Here is a 12506-nt window from a genome sequence, read left to right on the forward strand (position 1 = left end):
TTATTTGGTGCAGCGCACCGAGTTCGGGCGCCTACACTCCAATGGGCATTTCGCAGTACAGCCGCTTGTCACACCCAAGGATTCAGCGGGGACACACCCGTGGGAACCGTGGCATCGGTCGACGTGAATACTTGATTGGCAGTCTCACAGTAAGGAGAGGTTTCGCCATGTTTCTGTCTGCCTTGGAACTCCGCAACATCATTGAAAGCAGCTTTCTACCGAAACGCTGCCAGTGCACGCTGTCCCCGGATCTGTCGATGACCGTCAAGGTGTATGGCGATCACCAGACCGATCAGGTTGAGCTGCAGGTGAGTGGCATCGATGCCAGTCATTTGAACAGCTGTCGCGAAATCAACGGCCTGATCGCCGGGTTGCGCTCGGATCTTGCGCAACAAACGGCAACCCATCATTCAGTGCCGCGATCCCGAGTCGTCTAACCGACTGTTTCACCCAGTTCGACCGTCACGCGCCGGGCCTGCAAGAAGCCAAGGCCCAGCGCGAACTCGACCAGCACCGCGAGCAGAATCCCGGGGCCGGCGTGGCCGTTGAGCCATTCAGCAAACCCCAGCACCGCCAGGCCAACACAGCCGACGATAAAGCCGTTACTCAGCGCATTGCGCGCGATCGACACAGGCGCGTTGCGCACCAGATAAAACATCACCCCCAAGGCTGCAAACAGCACCGCGCTGCGTCGTGCGACGAATCCGGCTGCCTCCGAATACTCGATACTCCAGATCGCCAGCAACATCTGTGGCGCCAAACCCCAGGCCAGGGACAACAGAAAACACAGGGAGAAGGTGAGGGTCGACAACGTGCGAAACGACAACTGCATGGCGAATCCTTGCGGCAGTGAGGAGGGGCCCGAGCATACTCTTCGAGACCCGTGCTCGCCTACCGCAAAGCCGCAAATCAGAGCTTTCTGTCAGTTTTGGAAACTGCACGCGTCAGATAATTTCCGGTAACTGATTTCTTCCGGTTTACCGGTGTTGTCGAGGTACTTCATGTCGGCGGTGATGACCTTGCACTCCTGCGTCGGCGGCTCGGTCAGGGAAACCACTTTGGCTACGTGCAACGGCATGCCGTATTCATAGGGAACAGCCTTGGAAGTGTCATTGGCCTGGGCCAGCCCGGCAAACGCGGTGCAGACGAGGGCGGTGGTGAGCAGGAACGGACGAATGTTCATGATGGACTCCGGTGCGACGGAAATGGAGTTCGGCATGTTGCAAGCCAAACCTGCCGCACTGGGCGTCAGCCAGGGGCTGAGGGTGTGCGGTTCAGTAAAGTTTTTGACCGCGGCGTTAAGCGATGGTTAACCGGGCTGAACGCCGGCTGTCTGGGCGGGATTGTTTCGTGGGGGAGTCTCGGCGGATTCCTACAAGGGTGGATGCCTTGTCTGCTTTCGGGGGCTGGAGTGGGGCGGTTATGGTTTGGCGTCGCTGCAAAATCAGCGACTTAGGTTTGGTCACCTGAAAAACTCAACACATCTGTGCCATGATTCGCGCCGCGGACATTCATGTCTTCGGAGTACATTGCTGTGGCGGCTGTGTGCAGGGGCGCCTTCGGGCGAGCTGATCGGGTTTCTCAGTTGACCAAGCCTTGCATACAGTCCGCCTCCCATCGTTTGGTCACGGTGTCGGCGGGTCATTGAAGCCTATCGAGTAATGACAATGCCAATACTGAAACTAAGCTCCGCTCGCTACCTCCCGCTCAACAGCGGCGTCACTGACAGCGCACCGCTGGTCATCGACACCCAAGCCAACCCAAAAGACCTCTTCGAAGCCGCCGTGCAACGTATCCGCGCCGCAGCCGACCTGCTCGAAACCCTGCACTGCCTGTGCTTCAAACACGCCGACGTCCAGGACATTCCCCACATCACCCATGCGCTGTACCTGCTGACGCAGGATGGCAGTGATTTGCTGCAGGTTGCGCAGCAGAAAATGTTGAACTGGACTGCACCTGCCTGACATCCGTAAGGATTTAACGGGAAACAGACTGTTTTCCCGTTAAACCCCACGTTTTCACTTCAAGCCATGCTGGCAGACGTAGAAGAAGGAATTTGCGCGAGACGCACAGACTCCTGGTTCTCACGATGTTCAGCCCATCTGTCGATGTGGATTTGCAACTCTGGCAGTGAGCTGCAATCGCCATAGAGGTCCGTCATCGTGAGTTTGGTTTTGCTCAGGGTGATCACCGTTTGCAGCGTACCCTCAAGGGCTTTGAGTTCTTTTTCATTGTGTCGAATGGCCTGGCGGATGGCTGTCTGGCGATCCTGAAGGTCCGACATGGTCGAGCGACGTTGCAGCGCAGTAGCGCGATCCTGGGGCCGGCTTTCGATTGTGCCGCCCGGGAACTCGGCACTGGCTTCACGCTGCCATTTCTCCAGTTCCGTGCGATACGTCTCGATTTCCAGCTTCAGACGATTGGACTCCGTCGTACTGATGATGTAGCCGCCGGTTTGCTGTGTGTCCTGCCAGCGGCGAAGCGATGCCCAACACGCTGGAATATAGCCGTCCAGCATCTTGTGGTCGGCGCCGTTGGCCGCCTGAGTCAAAAAGTTCTTGCGGTCTGGCGTGTCGTTGTTTTTCAGCTGCTTCAGACAGCGATTCATGGCGGCTTCTTCATAGCCTTCGCATCCCGGGGTCCACAGAACGGAGGAGAGCTGTCGGCCGGGCAGTTGCAATGGCATGAAATAGCGCTGCTCGCCATGGTGCCAGTAAGGCTTACCGCCGAAGCGCCCCATACCGACCGCCATAACCACTCCGCCTGCGGCTGGCGTCAGAACGCCGGATACCGTTGCGGCGAGGCCGGTGATCCAGATCGGTTTTTTGGTGTCCATCCAGCCGGCCGGGACGCTGGGAACCGGGTCGTTCTGGTTGACGATTCGGTGGTGAGTCAACCCGCTCGCTGACTCGACAAAATCTTTGTCACCGGCGCGGGGAGAACCGAAGGTATAGAGAATGACGTCATCGGTGATCTCGCGGTGCAGCCATTCGGAGAGCAGCAACGCGATGGCACCGCCGAGGCTGTGGCCGCAGACGAGGATTTTTTGGTCGGTGCGGAAGCGAAGAACGTAACGCTCGATGAATGGACGCAACGCCATGAATGCTTCGTAGAAACCTTGGTGCGCTTTACCCGTTCCACCCTCAATCGGCACTTGTTGGGCATCGACATCACGCCAGGCGTCCCAGCCTTCCGCTGTACCTCTCACACCGATGAGAATTACCCGGTCATCGTGAGTGGCATAGGCCTGGGTGTCGGTGTTCTTCCAGTCAGTGGAGCCCTTTCTCGAATCGTTGAAAAAGTGCACGCTCATTGGCGTTTCCAGCTCTTCACCGGAAGATGGGTCGTTTTGTGGGTAAAGCTCAGGGTCGAAAGGCACTATTTCCAGGCGCTTTGAATAGGGAACATCCTCGACCAGTGGGAACGATGGTTTCTTGGAGTCCGCGTAACTTGACGGCTCTTCGAAGCAAGCAAGGCAGGTATTCAGCACATGGCCAATGGTGCCGCGCTTGGGATAGGTGAACTCGAAATCTTTTTTGGGGGCTGTGTCAGGTTTTTCTGGCGTCTGACCAAAAGCACCGTAGCTCAATGTGGCGAGCAACGATAGTTGATACAAGTTCAGCGCACTAAACTCGGGGGCCAAAGACAAAAGTGGCCTGAACGCGCGCAAGGCGCGTACTTCGAGAACGTAATGTTTCTCAGGAAGTAGGCCCACTCCAAAACTTGGAACTTTGTCTCCAGCGAAATCACGGGCGAGTTTGGCGCAACCTGCGGGCACAGGGCTGGAAAGTTTGGCGGCAGGAGGCAAATGCTTGGTGAACTCGACAAGGTCGCGGACTTCGACGTTGTGATATTCGCCTTTTTCGGCCGAGGCGCGGTAAGCGCCTGTTTTGCCTGTGCTGCCGATTGGGCGTCTAAGTGTTTGCTCAGCGGCGGCTTGAAACTCAGTTACAGGTATATTGTAATAATCGCGACCTGAAATAAACTTATAAAATTTGTCTGCGCCATTATATGTTTTGTTTAATGTGAGAATCGCTGGGCCTGCATAACTGCCTTCTATTTTTGCATACCCATCTGCATCCAGTGTCCCAGATTTTTTTTCGCCTTCGGTGTCTGAAAGCTCATAGGATAGGCCCGCATATGGCTTGCCTTCTCCAAACTCGTCTACTAAACGGAAACTGATCCAGTTCCCTCTTAAAGGGCACGAACGTCGCTGATCGCTGAGTTGTGAAGCTTCATTTTTATCCATCGATTTAATCCCTTTAATTGCAGCCCGGATAAACCGTGCATTCCTTTCCATTCAGTTTGAAGGTTCTAAACTTGTCAGTTAGTCCACCGCAAAATCCATATGGATCATCCTGTCCCTCTCCGAGGCATGGCTTCCAGCCTTCGGGAACCTTTATCCATGTGTCATTTATCGCTGGGCGCTCTTCAGCTGAGAGCCGAAATTCTATTTTTACGGTTTTATTCGCCAATTCCGCTCTCTGAATTGCGCCACCTGGTTTACGCCGTTTAGACCTATTGTCGGAGATTTCCCAGTTTTCATTGGCTGCATAGCAGGACAGAATTTTCTCGACTTGTCCTTTTGTTATTTTTGAATTGCTGATTTTAAAGAGCCAGGAACATAGTCCTCTCTGCTCGACCGTTCTTTCGTGTGCTTCTGGATTGGCTCTGGTTTTTGTAGATGTTGCCGAAATACCTCCAGCCAACTCTAAATCACTATCCAGCGACCCCGTCCCATATCTGGCGCTCACCTCGTAGCTAACGCGCGTAAGCTCCATTGAACAATCAGCAATGTGGTACTCCAACGGAATGTCTGTGGATACTGTTTGCTCGATGTCTTTGGCGTCAGTTGTATTCGAATTTTGTTGCTGGCGAGTAACATTTCCACCGAGGCCTGGGCTGTAGGTCTCGCATTTTTCACCACTTTTAGGCGAGTAGATGGCTTTGGATGTGAAACCAAATTTAGCAGGAATCGTGGCAACTAACGTGAAGTGTTCCCGGCTGTAATAGCTGGTAGCTCCTTCAACGGAGTCCTTAGCAATCTGTCCCGCAAAGCTGCATGCACCTACCAATGGCAGAGCAAGGAAGAACACGGCTTGAGGACCACATGAAAAATACTTGCTAGTCATGAACTACTCCCTGTTCAACGCAATTAGGATAGATGGTGCACTCGCGTTTATTCATTTTGAAGGTTCTGAAGTTTCTGTTGTTTTTAGTGCAGAATCCATAAGGGTCATTGAGCCCATCTCCAAGGCAAGGCTTCCAGCCTTCAGGAAATTTCAGCCAAGTATCGCCCACCGATGGATACTCTTCAGTGGATAGGCGAAAGTCGACTTTTACAGTTTTCCCAACTAATTGACTTCTTGCGAAGGAGCCACCCGGGTTACGTTTTTCGTATTTTTTCTTTGAGACTGACCAGCGTTCATCGGCGGCCTTACATGAGAGAAGCTTTTCTATTTCGTCGAGTTTCGCCTTGGACTTGCTGATCTGAAACATCCAAGCGCAGAGTCTTCTTTGTTCAATAAGATCTGGAACTGGCGTTTCAACGACGCTTGGCGGTGCTTCGCTTACTGATAGTCCCCCAGCCACTGCCAACCCGTGGTCCCAAGCGTCCGGCCCATAAGTCGCATTTACTTCATAAATAACCCCACCAAGCTCCATAGAACAATCTGCAATATGAAACTCCAGTGGTATTTTAGTGGACACTGTCTGCGCTACATTCTTTGCCACCGTGTTATTGGACATCTGTTGTTCACGAGTCACCATTCCACCCAGCCCAGGACTGTACTTTAAGCAGCTTTCACCCGCCTTCGGGTAATAGTGGGCCTTGGAGGTGAAGCCAAACTTGGCAGGCACCGTAGCAACAAGCGTGAAATGATCCCACGAGTAGTAACTCACGCTGCTTTCAGCCATCTGACGCGCGAAGCTGCAACCACCGAGTATTGGCACCGCCGCGACTGCAATCCACAGTCGAGCCCTCAAGCCGTGGCACCTGCTTTCGGATCCGCGAACACGCGTTGGCATCGGTCGAAGTGTTGTTCCGGCGTTTCCCCGGGGATGGGCTCCCAGGCAATGTCAGCGGCGCAGGGTGGCGAAAGGCGCAGGCTCAGCATCAGCTGTCGTTGCTCTTCGGTTCGCCAGCCCCACTCATCAAGCAAATCCATCTGTTCTTCCAGCCATTCACTGACCACGCGGGTTTCTGCCAGTGCAGCGGCGGCGTCGACGTGGTAAGTCAGCAACCAGCGCTTGAGGTTGTCACGCAGGATGCTTCTGGCCTGTTCGCCTGACTCGGGAGTACGGAGCCACGGCGCGGGATTCGGTACCGGATACAGATCCGGTCTGGCGTTGGCCGCGCTCTTCCACTGATCTTCATCCCAATACAGCACACTGCTGATCGGTCCGAGCAGCAGCGGCCATTCAGTTTCTTTCATGTTGGCCAGGCAACGGGCGAGTACGCGGTTGTCCTGAAAGCGGAACAGTGAGCGGTCGCCATCCTCATCGATGACCATGCGTGCGATCCAGTGCTGGGTCAGGCTGTCGAGATCGGCCTTGTCCATGCTGCCGATCCAGCCCCAGTTACGCTGTGGATCATCCAGCAGCTTGCGGAACGCTTCGTTGCCCGAGTTTTCGAGTTCAGTCAGCCATGGGCTGATGGACGCGAACTGGGCGAACTCGGTACGTCGGTAGAGTTGCACCGAGCGCTGCATTACACCGGCGCTGTACAACGGCGTGACCGGGTTCGGTTCGGCGAGGCTGTCGAGAGCGAGGATCAGGACGCGATTGAAGCGAGACTGTTCGCCCAGCCAGTTATTGAACGCATCACTCATGCCACGACTCCCAGATCACATTTGCCTTCGCGGCAGGCCTCACAGATAGGGCAGCGGGTGTCACCGGCCTTGCGCGCAGCTTTGGCCAATGCCATTTGGGCGGCAGCCGGGACGAGCAAGGCGCCAGCCTTGTCTTTGGCCGCTAGCCACGGGATAACGGGTTCGAGAATCCCGATGCCTGTTCCGACACCCGGCGCACCGCCGGTGTTGGCCTTCACTTCCGCACCGCTGATGGTCACGCCACCCGCATCGACCTTGACGAAACTGCCGCCAGCCTTGGCCGTCAGCTCCATGCCACCCTCGATCACGACCTTGTCGCCGGCGTGGTAGTGAATCTCCGTGCCCGCCTCCACGAACTGCCCGGTGCCGACCTTCACATGCTGTGTCACGCCCACGGTCAGGTGATCGTTGGCGCGCATTTCGCTCTTGCGGTCCAGGTGGGTGATGCGGTGTTCCTCGACTTTGAATTCACTTAAAACATTGGCTTCGACCGTGTCATGCCGTTCATTGCCAACGCGGATTTTCTGGTCGTGCTCAATGTTCTCGTCCCAGTCGCGCTGGGCGTGGATGTAGATCTGTTCCGCGCCTTTCTTGTCTTCGATGCGGAATTCGTTATAGCCCTTGCCGCCCGGTGAGCTCAGGGTCTTGAAGGTGCTGCGGGTCTTGTTCGCCGGCAGGTCGTAGGGGACGACGTTTTCCTTGTGGTACAGGCAGCCGGTCACCAATGGTTGGTCGGGGTCGCCTTCGAGGAAGGTCACCAGCACTTCCATGCCGATGCGTGGGATGGCGATGCCGCCGTACGCTGCGCCGGCCCAGCCGCTGGCGACGCGCAGCCAGCAGGTGGTCTTGTCGTCGGCCTGGCCGTCGCGGTCCCAGTGGAATTGCACTTTCACGCGGCCGTACTGGTCGCAGTGAATTTCTTCGCCAGCGGGGCCGGTGACGATGGCGGTCTGGCTGCCGAGGACTTTCGGTTTCGGGTGTTCGAGGGCAGGGCGGTAGTGGGCGTCCCACGGGGTGGCCACGAAGCTGTTGCGGTAGCCCTGGTGGAAATCGCTCTTGTTGTCGGTGACGTCGCTGGTGACGTTTTCGCCCAGCACTTGCGGCTGTTTGCCTTCGTGGAAGACTTCCAGCAGCAGCCACAAATCGTTCCACTCGGCGCGCGGGTGTTCGGCCAGGGTCATGAAGTGGCCGCTGGTCAGGGTCGGTTCGTCACCTTTGCCTTCGGCGAGTTTGTAGTCGCTGCGATGGCGTTCCAGCGCGCGGGTCGAGAGGAACTTGCCGCGCTCGCGCGTGGTGAAACGGCCGGGGTAGTCGTAGTCTTCCAGGTCCGGCATGAACGCGGATTTGACGGCACTTTCGGGCAGGATCTTCGGTTTTTCGAAATCGTAATCGCGGCGGCTGACGCGGCTGGTACGGGTTTCCAGGCGCAGGTTGAAGCGCTTGATCACCGGTTTGTCGGCGGTCATGCCGGAGTCTTGCTGGTAGTTGACCGGTTTCAGTTTGCGGAACACGGTCTGGTCGTCGCCGAACACCAGTTTGTGACCGCTGCTGCTGTGCTGGAAGTGGAAGTGAATGCCTTCCTCTTCGCACAGGCGCTGGATGAAATGCAGGTCGGATTCGTCGTACTGCACGCAGTAGTCGCGTTCCGGGTATTCGGCGCCGAGCTGGAAGCTGTAGGCATCGGCCAGGATCCCGCGATCTTCCAGAACGCGGGCGATGATCTTCGGCACCGTCAGTTGCTGGAAGATCTGCTGGTCATGGTTGTGCCGCAGGTAGGCCAGTTGCGGCACCAGGCTCAGGCTGTAGCGGGTCAGGGTCTTGCCGGAATCGCCTTGCTCGATGCGATACACCAGACCGTGAATCTTGCCCTCGCCAGTGGCGCCGAACGTCAGGCAGCCAGGCTTGTGCAGGAGTTCTTCAAGGTTGAGGTCGGGACGGGCGCTGACCAGTTCGATGTCGAAACGGAACGGTTCGTTGAGGGCTTCGCGACCGGTGAAGCTGAGGACTTGCAGGTCGGCCGAAGCGCCTTCGAGCGTGAGGGTAATGTGGGTAGCGTTGGCGTCCAGCATGCCTTTATTTCCGTCCATTGAATAAGCAAGGGACGGATGGTGCAGGATTAGCCGGGCTCGTACAACCCGCAAATGCCCTTCAGGGGCGTAGGGTATTCCCTTAGAACGGGCATTTGACTCAGTGAAATCGGGGCCGTCAGAGTCGTCTCACCCATCGGATCAGTCCAGACAGCCCGACTTGTACCGAAGCATCAGGGCTCAAGTTCTGTCAGCGTTTCTCCCTTGGCAGGGTCGGGCACCGGAAGCTCGTCGATTTCCAGAAAAGCGTCATTTCTACCGTAGCTCAAGAACTTGTGAGAGCTTTCGTTCCCCTTGTTCTCGAAAATGACCTGAGGCCCTTGCTGAGTCAGCAGGATCCAGCCGGGCCGATTTCTCTCGGCAAAGTTCAGGCGTTCTACCTGCGCGCTGTCTCCATCGAAGTAAAACAGCGCACCTTGCAGGTAGTTCGAGGTGAACTCTCCCGAAATCACGAGTGCGTTCACATCTTTTGTCAGATTGACGCATTGCCAATGAACGTTGCTGCCTCTGGAAGCGTCCGAGTCTTCGTACAGATAGTTCGTTTTCTGTGACTGGCGGATCTTGTAAACATGCGAGTCGAGAATGGGATGGCCACTGAGTAGCGAAACCGCACTTTCAGCACTGGAGAGATCGCAGCGGGTTACGGTGGAAAATTTGAGCTCGGCAGCCGACACCTGCAGACTCACCAGTCCGATAATCAAGCCTGTAAGAAGACCCTTCACTTGGCCATATCTCTCAATACCTGCATTGAATTGGGCGCTGCACGCAGCTTGTCTGCACAGGCCTTGATTTTGGTGTAGTACCGGCCGTCAGTCCTGCCGCGATACTTTTTGTACGCTTCAGCAATCGGATCGGCTGCGCCGTTTTTTTTCTGGCGTTGAATCAGCAATTCCAGATATCGGGTGCCAGCACGAATGTTGGTGGCTTCATCCAGAAAACCGGGGCTGTCATGGAATTTGTCGGCCTCAAGATACAGTTTTGTTTCCGGCGAACGCTCTGCTCTGGGCTTGCTCAGATCTTCTATTCTGTACAACTCCCGAACAGCCCCCTTCAATAACTGCATCAGTCCCCGCGCCGTGCTTTCGCTTGATTCGGCTTTGGCATCAAAACGAGACTCCATGTAAATCTGGCAAATGATGGTGTCGTCATCGATCGACGATTGATTGTTCTTGGCGACCAGTGCCCGGATCTCTTTCAGGCGTGCACTGTCGTCCACCGGCAGCGCAGCAGACTTTTGCACGGTCGTGGGCGTCAGCACGGCTTTGCTGGTGGCCAGCGGTTGGTTCTTTGCCACGTCAGGCATCCCAGTGTGGATTGAGGGGAGGTACGTCATCGTAGACTTCGATTGTCGCGGTCTCGGCTTCGAGGCTGCTGATCTTGCGCGTCTTGCCATGCTCATCCGTTCGCCCGACGAGGTTCTGACCCGAAGTGGTTTTGATCACATAGGGAAAGTTGCGCAAGGGCAGACCGCTGTTCTGATCCGTGATGATGAAATCCATGTCGTATTCGATGGCTTCCAATACTTCCTTGCGGGCGAGCAGGTTTCCGCTTTTATCGCTGGAGGCCGGTAAAGGAATCAATGGCGCCAGAATCGCAACTCCGGAACCCACACCCGGCGCACCGCCGGTATTGGCCTTCACCTCGGCACCACTGATTGTCACACCACCGGCATCGACCTTGACGAAACTGCCGCCAGCCTTGGCCGTCAGCTCCATACCACCCTCGATCACGACCTTGTCGCCGGCGTGGTAATGAATCTCCGAGCCCGCTTCAACGAACTGACCGGTGCCGACCTTCACATGCTGGGTCACGCCGACGGTGAGGTGATCGTTAGCGCGCATTTCGCTCTTGCGATCCAGGTGGGTGATGCGGTGTTCCTCGACTTTGAATTCACTTAAAACATTGGCTTCGACCGTGTCATGCCGTTCGTTGCCGACGCGAATCTTCTGATCGTGTTCAATGTTCTCGTCCCAGTCGCGCTGGGCGTGGATGTAGATCTGTTCCGCGCCTTTCTTGTCTTCGATGCGAAATTCGTTATAGCCCTTGCCGCCCGGTGAGCTCAGGGTCTTGAAGGTGCTGCGGGTCTTGTTCGCCGGCAGATCGTACGGAACGACGTTTTCCTTGTGGTACAGGCAGCCGGTCACCAATGGTTGGTCGGGGTCACCTTCGAGGAAGGTCACCAGCACTTCCATGCCGATGCGTGGGATGGCGATGCCGCCGTACGCTGCGCCGGCCCAGCCGCTGGCGACGCGCAGCCAGCAGGTGGTCTTGTCGTCGGCCTGGCCGTCGCGATCCCAGTGGAATTGCACCTTTACGCGGCCGTACTGGTCGCAGTGGATTTCTTCGCCGGCGGGGCCGGTGACGATGGCGGTCTGGCTGCCGAGGACTTTCGGTTTCGGGTGTTCGAGGGCAGGGCGGTAGTGGGCGTCCCACGGGGTGGCCACGAATGAGTTGCGGTAGCCCTGGTGGAAATCGGTCTTGTTGTCGGTGACGTCGCTGGTGACGTTTTCGCCCAGCACTTGCGGCTGTTTGCCTTCGTGGAAGACTTCCAGCAGCAGCCACAAATCGTTCCACTCGGCGCGCGGGTGTTCGGCCAGGGTCATGAAGTGGCCGCTGGTCAGGGTCGGTTCGTCACCTTTGCCTTCGGCGAGTTTGTAGTCGCTGCGATGGCGTTCCAGCGCGCGGGTCGAGAGGAACTTGCCGCGCTCACGCGTGGTGAAACGGCCGGGGTAGTCGTAGTCTTCCAGGTCCGGCATGAACGCGGATTTGACGGCACTTTCGGGCAGGATCTTCGGTTTTTCGAAATCGTAATCGCGGCGGCTGACGCGGGTGGTGCGGGTTTCCAGGCGCAGGTTGAAACGCTTGATCACCGGTTTGTCGGCGGTCATGCCGGAGTCTTGCTGGTAGTTGACCGGTTTCAGTTTGCGGAACACGGTCTGGTCATCGCCGAACACCAGCTTGTGGCCGCTGCTGCTGTGCTGGAAGTGAAAGTGAATGCCTTCCTCTTCGCACAGGCGCTGGATGAAATGCAGGTCGGATTCGTCGTACTGCACGCAGTAGTCGCGTTCCGGGTATTCGGCGCCGAGCTGGAAGCTGTAGGCATCGGCCAGGATGCCGCGATCTTCCAGAACGCGGGCGATGATCTTCGGCACCGTCAGTTGCTGGAAGATCTGCTGGTCATGGTTGTGCCGCAGGTAGGCCAGTTGCGGCACCAGGCTGAGGCTGTAACGGGTCAGGGTCTTGCCGGAATCGCCTTGCTCGATGCGATACACCAGACCATGAATCTTGCCCTCGCCAGTGGCGCCGAAGGTCAGGCAGCCAGGCTTGTGCAGGAGTTCTTCAAGGTTGAGGTCGGGACGGGCGCTGACCAGTTCGAGGTCGAAACGGAACGGCTCGTTGAGGGCTTCGCGACCGGTGAAGCTGAGGACTTGCAGGTCGGCCGAAGCGCCTTCAATGGCAAACCTGATGTGAGTGGCATTGGCGTCCAGCATGCTTTGAATTCCATCCTTGAATAAGCAAGAAACAAATGTAGCGGGATTCACGCATTTCGCACAATCGGAAAATCCTGCGCACGGATGTCAGCGGAACA

Annotated in this window: 13 protein-coding genes; 3 read left to right on the forward strand and 10 right to left on the reverse strand. The window is 56.6% G+C overall.

Translation table 11 applies throughout. The features are described from left to right. The first annotated feature begins 167 nt into the window (after positions 1–167). On the forward strand, positions 168–437 hold the full coding sequence (locus K3819_RS14500) for a DUF1652 domain-containing protein (protein WP_039768222.1): 270 nt from the start codon (positions 168–170) through the stop codon (positions 435–437). On the opposite strand, the gene K3819_RS14505 is transcribed toward K3819_RS14500, so the two are convergent. Further along, positions 434–832 (reverse strand): hypothetical protein, encoded by a 399-nt coding sequence (locus K3819_RS14505; protein ID WP_221399645.1) that lies wholly within the window; start codon positions 830–832, stop codon positions 434–436. The genes K3819_RS14500 and K3819_RS14505 overlap by 4 nt on opposite strands. Positions 833–922: 90 nt before the next feature. Further along, complete coding sequence (locus tag K3819_RS14510) at positions 923–1183, reverse strand: DUF2790 domain-containing protein (RefSeq protein WP_221399646.1); 261 nt, start codon at positions 1181–1183, stop codon at positions 923–925. Between K3819_RS14510 and K3819_RS14515 the strand changes: the two genes are divergently transcribed. Both K3819_RS14515 and K3819_RS14520 read left to right on the forward strand, forming a co-directional pair. After that, the gene (locus K3819_RS14515) at positions 1176–1313 is read left to right on the forward strand and encodes a hypothetical protein (protein WP_221399647.1); all 138 of its coding nucleotides are present in this window, start codon (positions 1176–1178) and stop codon (positions 1311–1313) included. The genes K3819_RS14510 and K3819_RS14515 overlap by 8 nt on opposite strands. Before the next feature lie 354 nt (positions 1314–1667). Continuing rightward, entirely contained in the window at positions 1668–1964 is a 297-nt protein-coding gene (locus K3819_RS14520) for a hypothetical protein (RefSeq protein WP_085611665.1), read from the forward strand. Positions 1965–2023: 59 nt separating this feature from the next. On the opposite strand, the gene K3819_RS14525 is transcribed toward K3819_RS14520, so the two are convergent. The 8 genes from K3819_RS14525 to tssI form a co-directional block, all read right to left on the reverse strand. Further along, a complete protein-coding gene (locus K3819_RS14525; protein ID WP_085611664.1) occupies positions 2024–4249 on the reverse strand; it encodes a lipase family protein in 2226 nt (741 codons plus the stop codon). A 13-nt stretch (positions 4250–4262) separates the two neighbouring features. Further along, on the reverse strand, positions 4263–5132 hold the full coding sequence (locus K3819_RS14530; RefSeq protein WP_085611663.1) for a hypothetical protein: 870 nt from the start codon (positions 5130–5132) through the stop codon (positions 4263–4265). Next, entirely contained in the window at positions 5125–5916 is a 792-nt protein-coding gene (locus tag K3819_RS14535; RefSeq protein WP_260329063.1) for a hypothetical protein, read from the reverse strand. The genes K3819_RS14530 and K3819_RS14535 overlap by 8 nt, the downstream gene beginning before the upstream one ends. Before the next feature lie 65 nt (positions 5917–5981). Next, complete coding sequence (locus K3819_RS14540) at positions 5982–6830, reverse strand: DUF4123 domain-containing protein (RefSeq protein ID WP_221399649.1); 849 nt, start codon at positions 6828–6830, stop codon at positions 5982–5984. Continuing rightward, positions 6827–8899 (reverse strand): type VI secretion system tip protein VgrG, encoded by a 2073-nt coding sequence (locus tag K3819_RS14545; protein ID WP_221399650.1) that lies wholly within the window; start codon positions 8897–8899, stop codon positions 6827–6829. The genes K3819_RS14540 and K3819_RS14545 overlap by 4 nt, the downstream gene beginning before the upstream one ends. Before the next feature lie 191 nt (positions 8900–9090). Next, positions 9091–9639, reverse strand: coding sequence for a hypothetical protein (locus K3819_RS14550; RefSeq protein ID WP_085646506.1), 549 nt, complete (start codon positions 9637–9639; stop codon positions 9091–9093). Beyond that, positions 9636–10211: a lytic transglycosylase domain-containing protein gene (locus K3819_RS14555; RefSeq protein WP_064596421.1), complete on the reverse strand. Its 576-nt coding sequence runs from the start codon at positions 10209–10211 to the stop codon at positions 9636–9638. The genes K3819_RS14550 and K3819_RS14555 overlap by 4 nt, the downstream gene beginning before the upstream one ends. Position 10212: 1 nt before the next feature. Beyond that, positions 10213–12408 (reverse strand): type VI secretion system tip protein VgrG, encoded by a 2196-nt coding sequence (gene tssI, locus K3819_RS14560; RefSeq protein ID WP_221397290.1) that lies wholly within the window; start codon positions 12406–12408, stop codon positions 10213–10215. Positions 12409–12506: the final 98 nt, after the last annotated feature.

Source organism: Pseudomonas sp. 3-2, assembly GCF_019710535.1.
Lineage (GTDB): Bacteria > Pseudomonadota > Gammaproteobacteria > Pseudomonadales > Pseudomonadaceae > Aquipseudomonas > Aquipseudomonas pharyngis.

Bases quoted from the DNA above. Each gene is read 5' to 3' on its own strand.
- K3819_RS14500 (WP_039768222.1), top strand. From the start codon at position 168: ATGTTTCTGTCTGCCTTGGAACTCCGCAACATCATTGAAAGCAGCTTT.
- K3819_RS14505 (WP_221399645.1), bottom strand. From the start codon at position 832: ATGCAGTTGTCGTTTCGCACGTTGTCGACCCTCACCTTCTCCCTGTGT.
- K3819_RS14515 (WP_221399647.1), top strand. From the start codon at position 1,176: ATGTTCATGATGGACTCCGGTGCGACGGAAATGGAGTTCGGCATGTTG.
- K3819_RS14510 (WP_221399646.1), bottom strand. From the start codon at position 1,183: ATGAACATTCGTCCGTTCCTGCTCACCACCGCCCTCGTCTGCACCGCG.
- K3819_RS14520 (WP_085611665.1), top strand. From the start codon at position 1,668: ATGCCAATACTGAAACTAAGCTCCGCTCGCTACCTCCCGCTCAACAGC.
- K3819_RS14525 (WP_085611664.1), bottom strand. From the start codon at position 4,249: ATGGATAAAAATGAAGCTTCACAACTCAGCGATCAGCGACGTTCGTGC.
- K3819_RS14530 (WP_085611663.1), bottom strand. From the start codon at position 5,132: ATGACTAGCAAGTATTTTTCATGTGGTCCTCAAGCCGTGTTCTTCCTT.
- K3819_RS14535 (WP_260329063.1), bottom strand. From the start codon at position 5,916: ATGGCTGAAAGCAGCGTGAGTTACTACTCGTGGGATCATTTCACGCTT.
- K3819_RS14540 (WP_221399649.1), bottom strand. From the start codon at position 6,830: ATGAGTGATGCGTTCAATAACTGGCTGGGCGAACAGTCTCGCTTCAAT.
- K3819_RS14545 (WP_221399650.1), bottom strand. From the start codon at position 8,899: ATGCTGGACGCCAACGCTACCCACATTACCCTCACGCTCGAAGGCGCT.
- tssI (WP_221397290.1), bottom strand. From the start codon at position 12,408: ATGCTGGACGCCAATGCCACTCACATCAGGTTTGCCATTGAAGGCGCT.